This is a genomic window from Gemmatimonadaceae bacterium, assembly GCA_036496605.1.
Classification (GTDB): domain Bacteria; phylum Gemmatimonadota; class Gemmatimonadetes; order Gemmatimonadales; family Gemmatimonadaceae; genus AG2.
The window spans coordinates 1-20043 of the sequence record DASXKV010000063.1; the positions used below are offsets into that span (position 1 = coordinate 1).

Below are 20043 nucleotides of genomic sequence, written 5' to 3' on the forward strand. Positions count from 1 at the left end.
GGGCCCGAAGTGCGTTACGGCCTGCCCCTGATCGGGGCAGGCCGTAACAGTATACAACGCGGGATGCTACTCGGCCTGTTAGTAGCCGTTGTTTTGCACGAGCAGCGGGTTTCCGCCGAGCGCGTTGATCGAGATCGGGAACAGGATGCGATGGGCATCCCGAGCCGGGCAGCCCTTCGTGTAATCGGCTCCGCAGACACCGTTCGCCGAGGCCTCCGACCAACTCAGGAACTGGCCGTTGCGAATCAGATCCGTGCGGCGCTTGCCTTCGCCTGCGAACTCGAGGGCCCGTTCGTCGAGGATAGCCTGGCGAATGTTCGCCTGTCCGCTCACCGCCAGCGCCGCCGAGTGCGCCCGCGTGTGGATCACGTTCAGATCCGCCAGCGCCGAGGCACCATTGCCCTGCTCGTTTTCGGCCTCGGCACGAACGAGATACATCTCGGCGAGCCGGAACCACGTGAAATCGTTAGGCTGAGCGGAGCCGTGCGGCGGGTCGGCCTGCGGCGGGAACTTGTTGAAACGAATCCCGTTCCCCTCGTTGGCTTTCGTGAGGTCAGCAATCTGCTGAGTGAATATGAGCGGGTTGCCGTTGCGGTCGTTCACCGGCTGCCCGAACGTCGAAGGCTCGAAGCTGTAACCCTGCCCGGCGAGCCACATCTTGGTACGATCGTCACCCGACGGGAACTTCGCGTAGTACTCGGCCGTGGTGGCAAAGCCGTTCCACGGGCTACCGTCGCCAGTGTTGAGCTGGTTGTAGTGCAGCGTACGCATGGGCCAATCGCCACCGATTGACTGTGTGCTGTTCGAATGTACGACGACGAAGATGTTCTCCTGCGAGCTCTTGTTGGTCAGCGAGAAGTTGTCAGCCCAGTTCGCGCTGAGCTTATACGTGCTTCCACCGCCGGAGTTGATGACGGCGTTGGCAGCGTCTATCGCCGCCTGGCACGCGTCCTTTCCACCGGCCACGGTGACACCGTGACAGCTGTTGTACGAGGTCGCACTGACACCGCTACATGGCGCCGGTCCGCAATCCTTGTCGAACACTCCAGCATTTAGATAGAGGCTGGCCAAGATCGCATTAGCGACGCCCTTCGTCACACGGCCGTAGTATTGCGACGGCCACTTGTCGGGCAGGTTCGGGATCGAAGCGGTGAGCTCAGTCTCGATGAACGAGAAAATGTCGGTGCGCTTGGAGCGCGCGACCTGCTTGAGCTCTGTCGACGTCACGAGCGGCACGCCGCCGAACATGTCCTGCAGCATGTAGTAGTACCACGCGCGCAGCGTTCGCAGCTCGGCGCCGATCGTGTCCTTGTTCGCCGCGGTGCTCTTGGTGACGACGTCGATCATCAGATTCGCCTTGGCGACTCCGCTGAACAGATCGTTCCAGGAACCGGTGAGGAAGCTCAAGGCACCGGCGGTGTTGGCGCCCCAAGTCTGGCGATGGATGTCGAGCCACTGGCCGTTGTCATACCAGTCGCTGCCGCGCGTCGGCACGACCAACGCGTCGGTCGACAACTCTTCCATCGCGGCGAATTCGCTGTTGCTCTCGGTGGAACGCATCTGCGCGTACACACCCGCCAATCCCGCAAGCACTTCGGCATCGGAGTGGAAGGCATTGCCCGGCGTCAGTGCGTTGTGCGGCACTTCGGTGAGCTTCGTGCATGTCTCGGCCACGAAAAAGACCGGGACGACGAGGAGTGCGCGGAGCCCGAGGCGCAGCACGGGATGCAATGAGGATTTGCTCATAGTTGCCCGCTGACTGGGAGAAAGATTAATCGGTGCCATGAAGGCTCAGAACTGGAAGTGGACGCCGAACGTGTAGGTTCGTGCGCGAGGATACGTGAGGTAATCGAGTCCGCGAACCGCGAGTCCGCCGCCAGAGCCATCCGTGGAGTAGACCTCAGGATCGAGACCCGAGTATTTGGTCAGCAGCACCAGGTTGTCGCCAGAGACGTACACTCGCGCCGTTTGACCAGACATCAGACGCGCCGGGATGTCGAACGTGTAGCCGAGCGTCACGTTCTGGAGTCGTACGAAGGTGCGATCCTCGATCCAGCGCGAAGAGAATTTCGCCGGCTCGCTGATGCTGTCCGGATCGGTCAACGCCGCGGCGAGGAAGTTACGACCTTGCTTGGCGTCGCTCTTCGTTTGATACACGAGCGCCGTGTTGTTGAACACCTTGCCGCCGAACTCGCCGCGCCATAGCCAGCTCGCGTCAAGCTTGCCCCAGCGGAGGTTGTTGTGGAGGCCGAGCGTGAAATCCGGGTTGGCACTGCCGATGAACTGACGGTCGGCGTCGGTCGGATCCGTGGTCGCGCCGTTGGTGCAACCCGTCGGGTTCGTGGTCGTCGTGCAGGCGAAGTACTGTTGGCCGCCCTTCACATACAGGAACTTCGGCGCATAGAAGCTGCCTAACGGATGCCCTGGGGCGATGAGCTCCGCGTACTGGTTGGACTGACCCTGACCGTTCACGAACGCGGTCTGGATCGACTTCCGCGACGTGTCGCCGAGGCTCGTGACCTCGTTGCGCTCGAGGGTGAATACGAGACCGCCCGAGAGCGTCTTGAGACCGCTGTGCCACATGTCGCCGTCGACCGAAGCCTCGAGACCGCGATTGCGCAGGCTGCCGATGTTCTCGAGCCGGGTCGGAACTACCGCTGGCTGCGGTACACTTACTTCGAAAAGCAGATCGTTGGTGATCTTGTTATAGAACTCGACGCTACCCGTTAGGCGATCGCTCCAGAGGCCGTAATCCACGCCGACGTTGGTCTGCGTCGCGGTCTCCCACTTGAGATCGGGGTTCCCGACCTGCGATGCGCGAAGGCCCGTCGTAACGGTGCCACCGAATGGATACGCGGCACCGTTGTCGGTCACGAGTAAGAGCTGCGTCTGATACGGCTGCACGGCCTGGTTGCCTTGCTTGCCCCATCCCGCTCGGAGCGAGAGGTTCGAGAACGGACCGCCCTTGAAGAAGGACTCCTCACTCAAACGCCACGAACCCGAAATCGCGGGAAACAGTTCCCACTGGTGTCCCGGCGCGAGTCGTGACGAGCCGTCTTTGCGCAGGACGCCGGTGAGGAAGTACTTGTTCGCGAAACCATAGTTGGCGCGCGTGAAGAAGGAGACTAGCACGCTCGTCGTGTCGAACGATGTCCCGATAGGCGAGGTCAATGCCGTGCCCGCCCCGAGGTTATTCACCCCGAACGCGTTGGTAACGAAGCCGTTCGACTGCGCGCCGAAGCCGTGGTCATCGACCTTCGTATACTCGTAACCACCAACCACCTCGAGCTCACTCCGCCCGAAATGCGGCGCGTACGTCAGAAGCTGCTGGAAGTCTTCGTTGTTGAGGGTCAACTGCGCCTGGCTGGCGATGCCGCTCTGGCCGGCCGCAATTGGGCTCGTGCTCGGATAAAAGGCCTGCCGTACCGCGTTGTTGTTGTCGATACCGACGGTGGTCTGAGCGGTAAGGTTCGAAAGAATGCTCACGGTCGCCGAAGCGTTGCCGAGCACGCGATCCTCGGGCGAGTTGTCGGTGACCTCGTGGATCAGAGCCACGGGGTTGAGCACACTGGTCTGCCCCGCGAGCTCGTAGTACTTACCCGATGATAACTTGATCGGTTGCGTCGGGTCGTAAATCACCATGTTGGTGAAGAGACCGCCGGTAAATCCACCGCCGTTCTCCTGCGGCGCGAAGTCATTTTGGACGCGCGACGCCGTCAGGTTCAGCGCAAGGCGCAGCCGTCCGGTGAATGCGTCGTGGTTCGCGTTGAGCCGGCCCTGATAGCGCTTGATCCCGCTACCCCAGATCACACCCTGCTGATCGAAGTAGTTCAGCGAGGCACGATACTGTGTCTGCGCCGACCCACCATTGAAGGCGAGGTTGTGATTGGTCGCGATACCGGTGCGCAGAACGGCGTCCTGCCAATCGGTATTCGAGGCGCCAAGCGCCGTTAGTGCTTGCGGCGCCAGACCGCCGCGGACCGTCTTACCGGCAACTGAATCGGCGATGTACTGAGTCACCTGCTGCTGAATGAAGCTGCGATACTGCTGGCCCGTCGCCAAGTCGAGCTTCTTTGCAGCCGAGGCAGCGCCGACGTAGGCATCGTACTCCATGTTGCCCGCGCCACGCGCGCCGCGCTTGGTGGTAATGAGAATGACGCCGTTGGCGCCGCGGCTACCATAGATAGCCGTCGCCGCCGCGTCCTTGAGCACCGTGATCGTCTCTATGTCGCCCGGGTTGATCGAGTTGAGCGGGCTGCGCGGCAACTGGGCATTCCAGCCGATGCCGGTCGCTCCCGGCGACGTCGATGAGCTCTGTAGCGGAACCCCGTCGACGACGTAGAGCGGATCGTTGCTCGCGCTGATGGACGTGCCGCCGCGAATCACCACCTGCTGGCCCGAACCTGGATCGCCGTTGTTCGCCGTCAACTGCACACCGGCGACGCGCGCGTCGAGCATCTGATTCACGTTCGTGACGACGCCGACGTTCGCCTGATCTGCATCGACGGTCGCGACGGACCCTGAGATCGCCTCACGACGCTGGGTGCCGTAACCGGTGACGACGATTTCGCTGAGTACTGCCGCCTGGCGATTCATGACGAAGCTGACGTTCGTCGTCGAGCCAGCCGTGACGACGGCCGGTTGCGTCTGCGGTCGGAACCCGATGCGGCTTGCCCGCACGGTGTATGTCCCTACCGCCACGCCGGTCAACGTGAAACCACCGTCATCTCTACTCAGCGTCCCACGCTGGCCACCCATGATCACGATGTTGACATTCGCGATGCCTTGCTGGCTCGCGCTGTCGACGACGCGACCGCTGATGGTGCCAGTGGTACCCTGTGCGCGCAGCTGGCTGGCGAACAGCAAGCCACCTACGAGCATGGGAACTAGGAAGCGACCCCTTACCATGCGACTGTCCTCCACGGAGTGAGGAGTGGGAACCACGCCCTCGTCGATCGCTAAAAAACCAACTTTCCGCCGAGCCATTACGTCACAGGGACGCAACGACTCGACAGGTGGGATTAACTGGGCGGTGATATGGGACCAGGGGCGCACAATGTCAAGACAGATTTTCGCATAGACACTACTATGTCGAAGGCACCCATCGACCTATGGCAGCTCTCGGGCGTCGGCGCTCTGGCGAGTTGTGATGTTGCGATACAGTTTTGATCTTGCTCGACGGTTACTGCTGCGACGTCGCGTTACTGGTGCTCGCGGCCGGCTGCTGCGTGCCTAACGCCAGCCGACTACCGTGCTCCGGATCGAAGAGGTGCACCGCGTTCGGGGCCACGCGCAACGCGACTGTCTCCTCGATGCGGGGAGCGCGGTCCGCACCCACCGCCGCGACCAGATCGGCGCCACCCGCTACGCGCACGTATACGAGCTGCTCACTCCCCAGCGGCTCGACGAGTGTCACCACTGCACTCACACCAGTGTCGGCTGCAGCGCCGAGCGAGATATCGTGCGGCCGAACGCCAAGCACCACGGGACCTGCGCGCGTCGCGGTCGAATCCGACAGGGCGATCGTCACGCCCGGCGCGACGAAGCGTGCGCGCTCGTTCTCGCGCTCGATCGTGCCCCGAACGAAGTTCATCGATGGGCTGCCGATGAAGCTCGCGACGAATTGATTCCGCGGCTGACGATAGAGCTCCATCGGAGGCGCGATCTGCTGGAGCACACCGTCCTTGAGCACCGCGACGCGCGTCCCCAACGTCATCGCCTCCACCTGATCGTGCGTGACGTACACCATCGTCGCGCCGAGCCGGCGATGCAGGCGCGCCAGCTCGGCGCGCGTCTCGACGCGAAGCTGCGCGTCGAGATTCGAGAGCGGTTCGTCGAAGAGAAATGCCTTCGGCTCTCGCACGATGGCGCGGCCCAGAGCGACGCGCTGCCGCTGTCCCCCGGAGAGTTGCGCCGGCTTGCGGTCGAGCATCGATGCCAGTCCCAACGCGTCCGCAACCTCACCAATGCGCCGCGCAACCATGTCGTCCGATTGCTTTCGCAGCCGCAGACCGAAGGCCATGTTCTCGCGCACGGTCATGTGCGGGTACAGCGCGTAGCTCTGGAAAACCATCGCGATATCGCGCTCCTGCGGCGGGAGCCGCGTGACGTCGCGTTCGCCGATCGCGATCGTGCCGCCGGTGGGCTTCTCGAGACCGGCGATCATGCGCAGCACTGTCGACTTGCCGCTCCCCGACGGCCCGACGAGAACGAGAAATTCACCGTCAGCGACCTCTAATGAAAGGTCGCGTGACGCGACGAATCCGTTCGGGTAGCGCTTGTCGACGTGGGATAGCGTTATGCGCGCCATGCAGTCTCGTCTCTGTCCGTCGTCGCCGGATGGTTCACTTCTTTCGTCATCCCTTCACTGCACCTGCTGTGAGCCCCTGCACGATTCGCCGCTGAAAAGCGAGAACCACGATCGCCACCGGCGCCGTCGCGACTACCGTCGCCGCCAGTATCTGACCCCAGGGGACCTGATACTGTCCGCGGAACAGCGCGATCGCGACCGGCACGGTGTAGCGCTCCGGACCGAGCGTGAACGACAACGCGAACAGGAATTCGTTCCAACAATAGATGAAGGTGAGAATCGCGGTCGTCGCCAGGCCCGGGCCGGTGAGCGGCAAAATCACTCGCGTGAAGCTCTGCCAGCGCGACGCGCCGTCGACCATTGCGGCCTCCTCGAGGTCCGGCGGCAACTGACGGAAGAATCCGACGAGGAGCCATACCGCGAGGGGCATCGCGAACGTCACATATGGTAGTACGAGTCCCGGATACGTGTTGATGAGCCGCAACGCGCGCAGCAGCATGTATAGCGGGCTCACGATCGAGATCTGCGGGAACATCGTGACGGCGAGAATGAAGCCCAGGATCGCGCGCTTGAACGGGAACTCGATGCGCGCAAGCGCGTACGCGGCGAAGGCGCCGATCGTCACGCAGAACACCGTCGTCGTGCCGGCGACGATGAGCGAGTTCTTAATCGGCGTCCAGAAATCCCGTTCGGTGAAGAGCGCGCGATAGTGATCGAGGAGTAGCTCGCGCGGCCAGAGCGATGGCTCGCGAAACAGCGTTGCTTCGGGTGTGAACGACGCGACGACGGCCCAGTAGAAGGGAAATGCCGCAAACAGGACGAGCAGCACCAGCCCGACGCGGGCTGCGATCCGCCCTGCGGCACCTCGGGTTTCCGGGCTCATCGCCGCGCCCTCGGACCGCCGAGCTCGAGCCCGAGCCCGCGCATGTAGAGCATCGCGAGGCCGAACGTCACGAGAAAGATGATGACGGAAAGCGCCGCGCCGTAGCCGAATTCGAGGTTCTGCAACAGGGAGTTGAAGGTGTACACGGCAACCGGCTCCGTCGACGTTCCCGGGCCTCCACCTGTCATGACATAGATCAGATCGAACACGCGAAAAGCGTCCAGCGTGCGGAAAATGAGGGCGACGAGAATCGCCGGCTTGAGCAAAGGAATCGTTATGTGCCGGAGCTGCCACCACGCGCCCGCGCCATCGGTGGCTGCCGCCTCGTAAAGCTCCTTGTCGATGCTCTGCAGGCCCGCGAGGAGCAGGAGTCCGACGAACGGCGTCGTCTTCCACACATCGGCGAGAATCACGGGTACCCACGCCGTCGACGCGCGGACGAACCACACGAGCGGATGGTGCAGCAGGCCGACGTCGGCGAGGAGGACGTTGGCGATGCCCGCCTGCGAATCGAACATGAATCGCCAGAGGAGCGCTGCGACCACTGTCGGAATCGCCCATGGCACGAGCACCGCCGCGCGAACGATCCCTCGGCCGCGAAAGGCCTGGTTCATTGCCAGCGCGAGCGCGAGGCCTAACGAGAGCTCGAGCGAGACGCTGATCACGGCGAAGAACGCCGTATGGCCTAACGCCTGCCAGAAGCGCGCATCCTGGAAAATGTCCAGATAATTGCCCAGTCCGACAAAGGGACGGCCGAGCCAGGGCATGCGAAGATCGTGCTGATGAAGGGATTCCCACAGCGTCCAGCCGAGGGGAAACAGGGCGACGAGCAGGATGACCGAGAGTGCCGGCGCGGTCAGGAGCCAGCCGGCGCGCGCCTCGCTCGAATCGTCGACCGGCTGACGATCGTTCACGAGGCCTTTCGCGCTGCGACGAGGTCGCGCACGTGGGTCCGTTCGACAAGTGCATTCATCGCGCGCGCTGCATCGTGCAGCGCCTGCTCGGGCGCGACCTGGCCCGAGAGCGCCCGATGAAGATCGATCTGCAACAGTTCCGACAGCTGCGAGTAGATCGGCGTCGCCGGACGCGCCGCCGCGCGTTCGACGATGCTGCGCGCGAGCGTCACGGGAATGGGGATCACGTCCGCAAGCCGCGGGTCGTCATACAGCGCTCGGCGCGGCGGATAGCCGCCGAGCCGGGAGCGCTCGAGCATCTGATCGGGCGCGCACAGAAACGCGACGAGCTTCCAGGCCGCGTCGGGGTGTTCGGTGAACGCATTGATGGCGAGCGCCGAGCCGCCTAACGTGGCGGTCGATACGCCGCCGGGCGCGGCAGGCATCGGTGCGACCGCGAACTTTCCGGCGACCCGCGAGTCCTTCGGGACATTCATGATCGTCACGGCGTAGGGCCAGTTTCGCATGAACGCAGCGGTGCCATTCTGAAACGCGAAGCGCGACTCCTCCTCGTGCCACGTCAGAACTTCCGCCGGTGTCGCGCCGCTCGTGAGGAGCTGCCGCATGAACGCGAGCGCACGAATTCCTTCCGGTGAATCGACGACGATCCGGCCGTCGTCCGTCATCACGCGACCACCAAAGGCGCCGAGATACTCGAGAAAGCAGGTGACGAGCCCCTCGTAGCGCGAACCCTGCCACACAATTCCGTATGGCGTGCCCGCTCGCCGCGCACGTTGAATATCCGCCACCAAGGCATCCATCGTTGCTGGAGGTGAGCGAAAGAGATCCGTACGCCAATAGAGCATCCCGACGTCCATGAACCACGGCATCGCAAAGAGCGAGTTCGCCCACGTATTGGCCGCGATTGTCGCCGGGAAGAAGTCGCTCGCGTTAGGATGCCAGCGATCGAGCGAGAGCACCCATCCTGCTGCGGCAAACTCCGGCGTCCAGACGACGTCGAGCTGCAGCACGTCCGGCTCGCCAGCGCGCGCGTTCAGCCATTGCACGAAGAGTTGATGGCGTTGCGTCGCGTCGTCCGGCGTATGCTGAATGCGGACGCGAATCCCGGGATTAGCGAGTTCGAATCGCGCGACCTGGCGCGCGAGCACCGCGCCTTCCGCGCCGAGCGCACTGCCCGCGAAGGTGACGACGGGGCGCGTGTCGTCGGGCCGGCTCCCGTGGCAGGCAAGGACAGCGATGAGTGAGAGGATGGCAGGGCGAAAGTGGGCGCGCATGCGGGGGCAAGCTTACGTCACGCCGTGCGCAGAGGGTAGAGGGCGCAGGTGCAGAGGGCAGAGGGCAGAGGGCAGAGGGCAGAGGGCAAAGAGTTGAGCGTGCAACAGAGTGAGCCACGCACGACACTCAACTCTCTACACTCCACCCTCAACACTCTGCCCTCAACCCTCTGCCCTCAACCCTCTACCATCAACGCCTAGAATGGCACCGAAAAGCTCACCATGACGGGCGCCTTTGACGGAGTCATTGAACGGCGCTCGCGTTCGAGCATTCGCGCCGCGACCGCTTTCCCCGTTGCGTAGCCGAACATCGCGCCGACGACGGTGTCGGAAAGCCAGTGGCGTCCATCCATGACCCGCCCGGCACCGATGGCGAGGGTGACGCCGTAGAGCAGCGGCGTCGCAGCGTGCAGATCGAAGCGGTGCGAGAGAAAGCTCGCGCAACCCAATGAATTCGCGATGTGCCCGCTGAAGAACGAATGCATGTTCCAATCGTGGCTGCCGGGTGAGCGAATGACAAACGGATCGTCCGGCGAAGTGCGCGGGCGATCGCGCGCCACGAGCAGATAGACGATCTCCCGTGCTCCTGCGCTCGTTAGGTGTGCCGTGGCGCAACCAAGCCCCGCGTCCCGGAGCGCCTGCGAGCGGCCGATCGACCCCGCGAGATACAACACGCCGGAGATCGGGAGCAGATACTGCCCACTTCCCAGCTCGTACGCGGGGTATTTCGCCTCCTCGCTCAGCGTGTGTTTGAGCGTGCGCACCGGCCACGCGTCCGGATGATCGCTGATCCATCGCGCGAGGGGCTCGTCGGCGGTCGCGGCGACGCCGGTGAGCGCGGCCGTCGCCGCGACACCGGCCCAGTCGTCCTCGGTGGCGTGCGCCGGTGACGTCCACACGCTCCACACGTCCCCCACGAGGTGGCGCAAGTCCTGCCGAACGGAGTCCGCGCGCAGCTGCGCACTCGCCGATAGCGGAAGCGCGACAACGCGGAGAACCAACCAGAAACTCAATTGCCGCGCCGACGTACGCTGCACTGAACTCACCGTGTCTTTCGCATTTCAAGGCCGGAGTAAGGAACGAGCGAACCGATCGGACTCACGCATGGTCTAGGCCCGAGCCAACGCTTATGGATCCCGACATTCTCAGTTTCTTCCAGGTTTGCGCGGGGATCGTGATGACGGTCGGCGCGTTAGCGGCAATCGGCATCACCGCGCGTGTCATCCTCCTCCGCGCCCATCGCGCTCCGCAGCGGCCGCCCCTGGACGAGAACCGGCTGCAGCATCTGGAGCAGGCGGTCGACGCCATTGCCATCGAAGTCGAGCGAATTTCCGAAGGCCAGCGATACACCACCAAGCTTCTCGCCGAGCGGGATCGCGATTCCTCTCTACATTAAGGGAATCGCCAGCGCCTAACGATTCTTTCCCCGCACAATTCCTCGGCACGATCGGCAGCCTAGTCGGCCAGCTGCCCGACTGAGCACGACAAATACGTACATATGCGTTGAGCGCGCTCTGGCATGGCGTAGAGGCGCGGTCGTTGCACGTTCTCGCGCGCCCGACAGACATCCCGGGGATTCGGAGGGGAATCGCGAAGAACATGCTCGCGCGAGGGATGTCTGTGCCACTTGAATCGGAGGAATCGGACTAATGGCAGCAAACAACCTCAGCGGAAAGCGCGTGGCGATTCTCGCGACTGACGGCGTCGAACAGGTCGAGCTCACGGAACCACGCAAGGCGCTCGATCGAGCGGGAGCGAAGACTGTGGTCGTGTCGCCGAAAAGCGGAAAGATCAAAGGTTGGCAGCACGATCATTGGGGCGACGAGATCCCCGTCGATCTCACACTCGATCAGGCGAGGGCCGACGATTTCGATGCATTGCTCTTGCCAGGCGGGGTGATGAATCCGGACCACTTGCGGACGGACAAGCGCGCGGTCGAGCTCGTGAAGCGCTTCTACACCTCGGGCAAACCGGTCGCGGCGATCTGCCATGGACCGTGGCTACTCGTCGAGGCGGACGTGGTGCGCGGCCGCTCCGTGACGAGCTGGCCATCGCTCCAGACCGATCTCCGGAACGCGGGCGCCGACTGGAGCGATAAGGAAGTCGTGACCGACGAGGGGCTCGTCACGAGCCGCAAGCCGGCCGACATCCCGGCGTTCAATGCGAAGATGATCGAGGAGTTCGCCGAGGGCTCGCACGCAGGCCGACGTGAAACGACGCGCGGCGTGCGGCCGGAGGCGCGCCAATAGAGGGGCGAGGGGCTAGGGGCTAGGAGTTAGAATCCGCTCACCAAGCCCCTAACCCCTAACCCAAGCCCCTAACCTCTAACCCCTAACCCCTACATCCTCCACCCTACGCCTTGCTCTGATCGCACGCCGAACGCTTGAAGTTCGGGTTGCTCTCCTCCTCCTGCGGCACGGGCAGATTCACGTCCGTGCTGTACTTGTCGCCTTTGAAGTAATCGCCCGTCGGGAACACGGACTCCGCGTTGCGACCGTAGAACGGCTGGCGGACGAGTCGCCGCAGATCGCCAAGGCGGTGCGCCGTACCGAAGAGCCAGAAGGCTCGCTCGGAGAAGAGCTGGTCCTGCTGCGCTGTGGCGCCCGTGGCCGCTGACAAAGCCGGCAGACCGGCGTCGGTGCGCAAGGCGTTCAGCAACTCGAGTGTGCCATTGGCGCCACCGTAATTCCCGGCCCTGAGGGCCGCTTCCGCCTCGATCAGGCGGGCCTCGGTCCCATCGGCGATCACCTCGGGGGCGCTCCAGCTGCCGTACTTCACAGGTGCCAGGATCTCGGTCTCGCCATCGAAGGCGGAGATGTCGAGATCTTGCGTCGCGGTGCGTGGATCATTCCCGCTCACGAAAGGCAGGCCATTCTGGCCCTCGCGGTCGGAGGTCGTTAGGCGCGTGTCGACCCACATCAGCTCGTACATCCCGCTCTTGGTGCGGTCGTTGGCCGGATCGTGCTCCGTCGTGAAGCGGAAGGTGGTCGGCACACCGGCCACGGCGGCAGCAGCCTGGGCCGGCTGATCGAGGTCGAGCAGCGCGCGCCCCTTCCCGACCATCGCCGTATAGCGCATCAGGTCGTCGCCGCCGGCGACCGCCGCCGCGGAGTCGAATTTCACGATCGCCGCATTGAGCAGTTCGGTCGTGCTCTCCGGCGTGCCGAAGACGTACGCACCGCTGGCGTCGATGTGGCTGCCAACCGGTACGCCGCTACAGAAATTTTCGGCAAGGAAGACGTAGTCGAAGCCGGCGAAGTTGAGGACACGCGCGAATCCGGGGTCCGTGGCCGCGAACTGCGCATAACGCGCCGCGGTGTTGTTCGCGCTCACGATCGAGCGCTGAATGTTGCGCATGACGCGCGAGATGATGTCGTTCGTCGGATTCGCGTCGCGCGAGTCGATCGTGACGTGCGTCGAGAAGAAGTCCGCGGCGATGAACTCGTCGGTGAAGAGGCCGCTCGTCTGGATGATGGCGTCACTGTTGTCGCCGTTATTGTAGCCGCCATAAGCGACCGCGAAGTCGCCCGAGGCGCCGGCAAGGAGCGTCGGCAGCGCGGCGGCGCCGGCGGTCGCGTCAGGCGGAACGACATCGGGCGTCGACACGTCGAGATTGCACGCCGTCAACGCGCTGCCGAGAGCGACCGCGCCAGCAAGTACCACTCCGCGCAGCGCCCGATATGAAAGTTTATGAATCATTGGTTGCGACCGTCAGAAGGTCAGGTTGAGGCGCGTGATGAAGTACCGCACTTGCGGCTGCGTCAGGAAGTCTCCAACACCGTTGTTGTCTTGACCCAGAACGTTGACTTCCGGATCCACGCCCGAGTACTTGGTCCACGTGCCAAGATTGCGGCCGGCGAAGGTGATCGACAACGCGCTCGCGCGCGCCTTCTGCGCGTAGCGCGCCGGCGCGTTGAGGGTGAGCGACAGCTCGCGCCATTTGACGAAGCCCGCATCCTCGATGTAGCCGCCGAAGTAATCACCATTCGACATGTAATCGGCGATGGCGTTGGCACGCTCCATCACCGGCGCGCTCTTGTCGTTCAGGCCGCGACACACGAGCACGAAGGGCAGGCACCGGAACTGCTCACTGCTGTTGTACAGTTTGTTGCCGCCGCGATACTCGAAGAGCGTCGAGAGCCTAACGAACTTGAAGAGCGTGAGATCGCCGAGGATCGAGCCCTGACGCGTCGGCAGCACGCTGCCCAGGAAGCGGTACTTGTCGGGGTCCGTCGTGAAGAAGACGTCGTTTGGACTGATCGATCCGTCCGGGGAGACCTTCACGCTGTCCACCGTCGTGCCCCAGTATCCGCCGAGCGGATAACCCTGGACGTGTCGCTGGGAGTACCCAAAAAGTATTGGCGGCTGCCCGCCGAGATTCGTGACGCGATTGCGATTGCCCGACGCCGTGAGGGTCAAGGCAAGCACGGCGTCGTTCCTCTGCAGAGGCGTTGCGTTGAGCGTGAGCTCCACGCCGCTGTTGGTGACCGCGCCGAGATTCTGGAATTCAGAGGTCGGCCCGCCAAACGATTGAGCGAGCGGCACGAGGACGAGCGCGTCGCGGGACCGCTTGTCGTAGTAGGTGAAACCAATCGACGCGCGATCGTGGAAGAAACCGGCGTCGAAACCGACTTCGTACTCGCGGGTCCGCTCGGCCTTGAGGTTCGGATTGCCGAGATTGCCGCTCGTGACTCCAGCGACGTTGGTGGAGTCGAGCCGCGCCGGCGCCGCGGTAAAGTAGGCGATGGCGTCGAGCACGCCGGGGCGGAGTCCAGACTCGCCGTACGCCGTCCGCAGGCGAAGCTGATTGAGCGTCGTGCCGCCCTCGGTGACGACGTACGAGGCCGACGCCGATGGATACTGGATGAAGCCGAAGTTCTTGCCGAACGCGCTGTTCTTGTCGCCGCGGAGCGCAAGCGAGACGTACAGCTTCTCGTTCCAGCTCAACTGCTGGGAAACGAAGCCGCCGACGGTCTTGTTATCGACCGTTGCCTCGTCGACGGTCTTGTCGCTGACCGTCCCGCCTAACGAACCGCTCCCTGCGGTGAGCGTGCGGCCGAAGGCCTCGGTGCCCTGGTCCTGCGCCTGCTGGTATTGATAGCCCGCCTGCGTCACGCCCTCGAGGGTCGAGAGAATGTGATACCGGCCGGTGAGCGAGTAGTTGGTCGTGATGTTGAGAATCTGAAACCGATTCGACGTCCGGCTGCCGAGGTTGTCATTCGAGAAAAACACGGTGTTCGGCGGGATCGTCTGCTCGTCGAGGCGATTCACGACGTCGAGGCCGAGCGTTGCGTTGCTCGAGAGCCAGGAGAGCGGCCGCCACGCTGCATTTGCTCCACCCGTGAAGCGATTCACGTCCTGGCGCGTGTCGATGTTATCGAACTGTGCAGGCGGGACTGGATTGTAACCGTCGGTCGGTCCGTTTCCGGGCCAACCAGCGAGCCCATTGGAGATCGCGCCGTAGTAATTGTTGTCGTTCTGCGGCAGCTGCAGTTGGCTGCGCAGGAATCCCGACGAAACGTTGACGTCGATCTTGTCGTTCGGATGCGCGCTGAGATTGCCGCGGAGATTGAGCTTCGCGAGGTTGCTCGTGGTGTAGACTCCCCCCTCCTGCTCCGCATCAGCGGATATGAAATACGTCGACGCCGGAACGCCGCCCGACACGGAGCCGCCGAACTTCTGACGACGGCCAACGCGGAAGGGGCTGTTTTGCTCCAGTGGATCGAAGGTGCTGAGCGAATCGATGGTGCAGTTGCCGAAGGACTGATCGACGAGGTTGCACGTCGGGCTGGGCGTTCTCGACTTCGGCCAGCCGGGGAAGCCGTAGAGCGGCTGGTTGGTCCAGCCACCGTAGTTAGGCGGGTACGCGTTGTTCTCGTAAATCGAGCCGAGCTCACCGTACGCGTCCCACTTCGCTTGACCCGCCCGACCTCGCTTGGTCGTGATCTGAATGACGCCGTTCGCCGCCGCCGTACCGTAGAGGGCCGCGGCCGCCGGACCCTTGACGATCTCGAAGCTCTCGATGTCTTCGGGATTGATGTCGTTCAATCGCGACGGCGACTGGCCGCCGACGCCAATCGAGTTCGACTCTGGCGTATTGTCGATACGAACGCCGTCGATGATGATCAGTGGCTCGTTGGAGAGCGACATCGAGTTGGCGCCGCGAATGCGAATGCGCGCGCCTTCGCCGGTCGTGCCCGTACTCTGCGAGATCGTCACGCCGGATGCGCGCGCGGTGACGAGCTCGGAGAAGTTCTGCACGGGCGCGAGCACGATCGTGTCGGTCGAGATCTGCGCGACCGACGCGCCGTTTTCACGCGCGAGCTGTTGCGTGCCGCTCGCGGTCGTGGTGATCGCGCTGAGTACGGTCGCAACGGAACCAAGGCCGAAGTCGGCCGTCGATTCCTGGGCGCCGGCGACGGCGACCTGTCGCGTCGTGCTCTGGAATCCGATTCGGGCCACGCGGAGAGTGACGGTGCCAGCGGGAACGCCCGTGATGCGATATCGACCGTCGACGTCGGTGCGCGCACCGCGCGTCGTTCCGACGATCGCGATCTGTGCCTCGGGTATCGGGCGTTGGCTCTCCAATTCGGTGACGCGGCCGGCGATGGAACCGGTATTCTGCTGCGCGGCGGCGCGCGCGCAGGGCGCGAGCGTCAACGCCGCCGCGGTGCCGGCAGCGAGGAGACAACTGAACAATCGCAACATGACGGCTGGTTCCTCAATGCCAGACCAGGTGGATCGGGTCGCGCGTCTCGCCTCGGTGCGAGACGACGCGGATGCGCCGGCGAGATTACGCGGCCGTACGCGCACGGCCGGCTCGAGTAGTCAAGCCGGCTCAACGTCGTGGGGACGCGTCCACGCAGCGACACGACCACGCGATGCGAATGGGTAACCGCGCGAATGGCAGTGTACGTCACCTCGACGTCGATGCGGCCGCATCATGCCAGATTTCACAACTTATGAACCTCCGCCAATCGAGCGCGCCAGGCGGGACGAATACTGTGAATGGCGTGATGGACCGCACCTGATCGGTGATGAGCATACAAGAAAGGCCCATGAGCTTCGCTCATGGGCCTCGGTACGACAGTACTGCGGTACGGGATGGAGAACTTACTGCCCCGGGCCCGTCGCTACCTTTGGCGCCGGCTTCGACCGATCCTCGTATGGCCTGAGCCACCACTCGAAGAACACCCACGTCCGATTCCACGAGTCGATCTGCTCCGGTGAATCGACGCGCTCGAGCGTCTTTGGGTCGACGCGTCGGCTGAACGCGTGCCCGACCGACGCGCCCCAGGGTGCCGGATCGACGTAGACCTTCGTTTCGGCGAGATCCGGCTTCAGCGCGCGCAGCTTCCACACGAGCTGCTGATCCTCGACATAGTTCACGTCCTGATCGTTCGTCGCGACGTGGACGAGAATCGGGATGTGGAGATCCTCGACGTGATACAGCGGCGACCGCTTGATGTATTCGTCGGGCTTCTCGAACGGGAGACCGCCGATGGCGGGCTGCGTCGAGTAACTGCGCTGATAACCAGGACCCTTGTACGAGAGCCGGAAGACGAGATTCGTCACCGGTACGATTGCAGCCGCGGCCTTGAAGGGCGTCTCCGGTCGCATCGCGAGATGAGCTGTTATGAAACCGCCGTGGCTCCAGCCCATGATGCCGATGCGATCCGGATCCACGTACGGCAGCGTCTTGAGATAATCGACCGCGGTGAGAACGTCGTCGAGCTCCTTGCCGCCGTAGTCGATCGCGTTGTAGAACGCTGCGCCGTGCCCGGTGCTGCCGCGATAGTCCGGCGTGACGATGACATAGCCGCGCGCCACGGCTTCCTTGACGAAGGGCAGCATCGATTGCGTCCAATCGCCGTGGACGCCGCCGTGCACCCACACCATCGCCGCGTGGCCGTGCGGACCGCGCTTCGTGAGGGGCGCGAAGAGATAGCCGGGGATCTCCATCCCGTCAGCGTTGCTCTTGTACGTGATCTTCTTGAAGTCGTACGAGCCTGCCGCCCGCGCGGCGAGAATGCTGTCGGTCGCCTTCTTCGACGCGATCTGCCGCTCGAAGTCGGCTGGCGGCTGATCTTCGGGACGATTGCTGACGTACAGCTCTTCGGCGCGGGCCGAATCCATCTTCACGACCTGGCGAGGACGGCGCTGACCCTGAGGGCGAGCGCCCTGTTGCTGGGCCGCGAGCGGCGCGGTCGCGACGAGCAGCACCGCGAGGGCGCGAATGGAAGTGTGCTTACCAATTGTCATCGAGGGACTCCGGGTGGGTGCTTCAGGTTCTACGGCCAATGCGAAGATACCGCTGCGCGCGCGTCGTCAAAAGGAGCCTCACCACATCGGCAGAATGCGGCCGACGTTGGTGACGAGGCCCGCATAGACCGCCCGCGGCTGCGGGCCGGCGACGGGAATGATGACGCCGACATCGAGCGCGAGCCTGCGCCAGCCGCCTAACGTTGGACCGGTGAGAATCGCGACCGTTGGAGCGCTCGCTGCCGGACCATGCGTCCCCGGAAAGCCGAAGCACTCGAGCTGCCACCCAACCGGGCCGGCAACGGGGAAACCGCTCGACGCCGTCCAGAAGGTGGTGGTGCGCGGCACGGTCGAGCCGTCGCCGCCGTGCTTCGTGAGCCCGACGTTGAGATCGAGGCTCACCGGACCGATCGATCGACTGTCGATGAGAATGAGACCGGCGTCGGTCGTGTTCGTGCCGCGAGTGCCGCCAGTCGGGAATTTGATCAGAGGCAAGATCGCGAAGCGCTGCAGCGGGCCATCGCCATCGATCAGACGCCACTTGAGGCCGGCCGCGAAGTCACCCGCGCCTAACCGCACTCCCGTCACGCTCTGTACCGGCAGGAACACCGACAGCTGCACACGCGACGCCAGCCCAACCTTGAGCTCGTTGGGCATGTCGAAGGCGTGACTCCCGTCGCGGTCGCGGTCGCTTTCGACGCCGGTCTCGATCTCGAGATATCCCGATGCCACGGTCCCGGCATGTGTCGCCACGCTCGGCCGCTCGGGCTGCACCTGCCGGGGATCGATCGCTGTTGGATTGCCAGATGATAGCGCAGGTGCGCACGCGCTCATGGTCAAGAGCAGCCAGAGTGCATGACATGGAGCGTTGGCGTTCTCTTGCATTCAACTACGGAGCGGCCCGAGTCACGGCTGAGCCGCCACCGCGGCCGAGCGCCCCGAGCGAGCCACGACAGCCGGACTCAATACGCCGACGCGATCGACCACATTCACCACCACCCGTTCGATCTCTCCAGCGCCAGCCACGCCGAGCCGGTGCGACCGGACTTCGTTAGGCAGGATCTCGGTCGTCCACTGGCCGCCCTGCAACGTGCGCACCAGCCAGAGCCACGGCTTGCTGCCGTCCGCCGGCGTGAGGCGCACGTACTGCTCACCGGTGGCCGCAGATGCGAACAGAGTCGCCGTCGGGCGCGGTGGCGGCGTCCGCTCGAGCCACGGACTGGCCGGCACGAGCACGGGCTCGGCGTACAGGGGCGCGAGCTTCGCGTCGATGCTGTCGACGTCGCGCATCAAGCCTTTCATGCTGAAGAAGACGTTCCCCGTCGCGCCGCCGTTCGGCGCGCTCGTGACGCTCACTCTCGTTAGGTTCACCTGCTGGATGATCTCGTCGGCGCGCCAACCCGCGCGCGTTCCAGCCGATTTCTGTGTCGTGTCGACGACACGATGCAAGCCATTCCCGATCCAGAGATTCCGGTGCTTGATGTTCTGTGACGCCCACCAATCCAGCAGCACGGGATAGCTCTGCGGCGAATCGATCGACCAATAGAGCTGCGGCACCCAATAGTCCACCCATCCGTTCCGCAGCCACTTCCGTGTGTCGGCGAAGATCTCCTGATACGCGTCGAAGCCCGGTGTCACGCTCGGCGGATTGCCGGGGCGCCAGATCCCGATCGGACTCACGCCGAAGCGTACCCACCGCTTCGTCGCGTGCACGCCGCGGTCGAGCGCCTCGACGAGTAGATCGACGTTGCGTCGGCGCCAATCGTCGCGCGCCAAGGTACCCCCGCCACGGCGATAGCGCGCATAGGTCGCGGAATCGGGAAAGTCGATCGCGCGTCCGCTCGAGTCGTTCTCCCGGTACGGATAGAAGTAGTCGTCGATGTGCACACCGTCGATGTCGTATCGCTTCACGACGTCGAGGACGACCTGCACTGTGCGGGCGCGCACGGCGGGATCGCCGGGATCCATCCACAGATAGCTGCCGTACTGCCTGACGAGTGATGGCGACGTTCGGCTGACGTGGGTGCGCGCCGCCTCGCTGAGCGGCCTTGCATAACGAGCGCGATACGGATTGAACCACGCATGCAGCTCCAGCCCGCGCTGGTGTGCCTCGGTCACCGCAAAGGCGAGCGGATCCCACGCCGGCTCCGGCGCACGGCCCTGGCGTCCCGTCAGATACTCCGACCAGGGCTCGAGACGCGAATCGTATAGCGCGTCCGTCCCCGGGCGGATCTGGAAAATGATTGCATTGAGATGGAGCGCGACCGCCTTGTTGAGGATCGCGAGCAGTTCGGCCTGTTGCGACCAGGTGTCGAGATCCGGGCGCGACGGCCAATCGATGTTCCCGACTGTCGCAACCCATGCCGCACGAAATTCTCGACGCACGGGAGGGGGGTCCTG

The 20043-nt window shown here is 64.0% G+C and carries 14 protein-coding genes; 2 read left to right on the top strand and 12 right to left on the bottom strand.

Annotation, left to right across the window (positions count from 1 at the left end):
- Window positions 1-78: 78 nt before the first annotated feature.
- The 7 genes from VGH98_24300 to VGH98_24330 all read right to left on the bottom strand — a co-directional run bounded on the left by VGH98_24300 (window position 79) and on the right by VGH98_24330 (window position 10427).
- Window positions 79-1746: a RagB/SusD family nutrient uptake outer membrane protein gene (locus VGH98_24300; protein ID HEY2379125.1), complete on the bottom strand. Its 1668-nt coding sequence runs from the start codon at window positions 1744-1746 to the stop codon at window positions 79-81.
- 45 nt (window positions 1747-1791) lie between these two features.
- A complete protein-coding gene (locus VGH98_24305; protein HEY2379126.1) occupies window positions 1792-4881 on the bottom strand; it encodes a SusC/RagA family TonB-linked outer membrane protein in 3090 nt (1029 codons plus the stop codon).
- A 301-nt stretch (window positions 4882-5182) separates the two neighbouring features.
- Entirely contained in the window at window positions 5183-6310 is a 1128-nt protein-coding gene (locus tag VGH98_24310) for an ABC transporter ATP-binding protein (GenBank protein HEY2379127.1), read from the bottom strand.
- Window positions 6311-6356: 46 nt separating this feature from the next.
- Entirely contained in the window at window positions 6357-7193 is an 837-nt protein-coding gene (locus tag VGH98_24315; protein ID HEY2379128.1) for a carbohydrate ABC transporter permease, read from the bottom strand.
- Window positions 7190-8107, bottom strand: a complete 918-nt coding sequence (locus VGH98_24320; protein HEY2379129.1) for a sugar ABC transporter permease — start codon at window positions 8105-8107, stop codon at window positions 7190-7192. The genes VGH98_24315 and VGH98_24320 overlap by 4 nt, the downstream gene beginning before the upstream one ends.
- Entirely contained in the window at window positions 8104-9381 is a 1278-nt protein-coding gene (locus VGH98_24325; GenBank protein ID HEY2379130.1) for an ABC transporter substrate-binding protein, read from the bottom strand. The genes VGH98_24320 and VGH98_24325 overlap by 4 nt, the downstream gene beginning before the upstream one ends.
- 197 nt (window positions 9382-9578) lie before the next feature.
- Window positions 9579-10427 (bottom strand): phosphatase PAP2 family protein, encoded by an 849-nt coding sequence (locus VGH98_24330; GenBank protein ID HEY2379131.1) that lies wholly within the window; start codon window positions 10425-10427, stop codon window positions 9579-9581.
- Window positions 10428-10510: 83 nt separating this feature from the next.
- Between VGH98_24330 and VGH98_24335 the strand changes: the two genes are divergently transcribed.
- On the top strand, window positions 10511-10777 hold the full coding sequence (locus VGH98_24335) for a hypothetical protein (protein HEY2379132.1): 267 nt from the start codon (window positions 10511-10513) through the stop codon (window positions 10775-10777).
- Between the two features lie 253 nt (window positions 10778-11030).
- Window positions 11031-11630, top strand: a complete 600-nt coding sequence (locus VGH98_24340) for a type 1 glutamine amidotransferase domain-containing protein (protein ID HEY2379133.1) — start codon at window positions 11031-11033, stop codon at window positions 11628-11630.
- 103 nt (window positions 11631-11733) lie between these two features.
- Here VGH98_24340 and VGH98_24345 read toward each other — a convergent pair whose 3' ends face one another.
- The 5 genes from VGH98_24345 to VGH98_24365 all read right to left on the bottom strand — a co-directional run bounded on the left by VGH98_24345 (window position 11734) and on the right by VGH98_24365 (window position 20028).
- Window positions 11734-13080 (bottom strand): RagB/SusD family nutrient uptake outer membrane protein, encoded by a 1347-nt coding sequence (locus tag VGH98_24345; protein ID HEY2379134.1) that lies wholly within the window; start codon window positions 13078-13080, stop codon window positions 11734-11736.
- 12 nt (window positions 13081-13092) lie between these two features.
- On the bottom strand, window positions 13093-16089 hold the full coding sequence (locus VGH98_24350) for a SusC/RagA family TonB-linked outer membrane protein (GenBank protein ID HEY2379135.1): 2997 nt from the start codon (window positions 16087-16089) through the stop codon (window positions 13093-13095).
- A gap of 405 nt (window positions 16090-16494) precedes the next feature.
- A complete protein-coding gene (locus VGH98_24355) occupies window positions 16495-17643 on the bottom strand; it encodes an alpha/beta fold hydrolase (protein ID HEY2379136.1) in 1149 nt (382 codons plus the stop codon).
- 78 nt (window positions 17644-17721) lie between these two features.
- Window positions 17722-18396 carry a hypothetical protein gene (locus tag VGH98_24360; protein ID HEY2379137.1) on the bottom strand — a complete coding sequence of 225 codons (675 nt, stop codon included), beginning with the start codon at window positions 18394-18396 and terminating at the stop codon, window positions 17722-17724.
- A 153-nt stretch (window positions 18397-18549) separates the two neighbouring features.
- Window positions 18550-20028, bottom strand: coding sequence for a family 10 glycosylhydrolase (locus tag VGH98_24365; GenBank protein HEY2379138.1), 1479 nt, complete (start codon window positions 20026-20028; stop codon window positions 18550-18552).
- Window positions 20029-20043: the final 15 nt, after the last annotated feature.

What these genes read in the sequence shown, in the direction of transcription:
- VGH98_24355 (HEY2379136.1), bottom strand. Translation starts at nt 17,643, where the DNA reads ATGACAATTGGTAAGCACACTTCCATTCGCGCCCTCGCGGTGCTGCTC.
- VGH98_24325 (HEY2379130.1), bottom strand. Translation starts at nt 9,381, where the DNA reads ATGCGCGCCCACTTTCGCCCTGCCATCCTCTCACTCATCGCTGTCCTT.
- VGH98_24345 (HEY2379134.1), bottom strand. Translation starts at nt 13,080, where the DNA reads ATGATTCATAAACTTTCATATCGGGCGCTGCGCGGAGTGGTACTTGCT.
- VGH98_24315 (HEY2379128.1), bottom strand. Translation starts at nt 7,193, where the DNA reads ATGAGCCCGGAAACCCGAGGTGCCGCAGGGCGGATCGCAGCCCGCGTC.
- VGH98_24305 (HEY2379126.1), bottom strand. Translation starts at nt 4,881, where the DNA reads ATGCTCGTAGGTGGCTTGCTGTTCGCCAGCCAGCTGCGCGCACAGGGT.
- VGH98_24350 (HEY2379135.1), bottom strand. Translation starts at nt 16,089, where the DNA reads ATGTTGCGATTGTTCAGTTGTCTCCTCGCTGCCGGCACCGCGGCGGCG.
- VGH98_24340 (HEY2379133.1), top strand. Translation starts at nt 11,031, where the DNA reads ATGGCAGCAAACAACCTCAGCGGAAAGCGCGTGGCGATTCTCGCGACT.
- VGH98_24310 (HEY2379127.1), bottom strand. Translation starts at nt 6,310, where the DNA reads ATGGCGCGCATAACGCTATCCCACGTCGACAAGCGCTACCCGAACGGA.
- VGH98_24335 (HEY2379132.1), top strand. Translation starts at nt 10,511, where the DNA reads ATGGATCCCGACATTCTCAGTTTCTTCCAGGTTTGCGCGGGGATCGTG.
- VGH98_24300 (HEY2379125.1), bottom strand. Translation starts at nt 1,746, where the DNA reads ATGAGCAAATCCTCATTGCATCCCGTGCTGCGCCTCGGGCTCCGCGCA.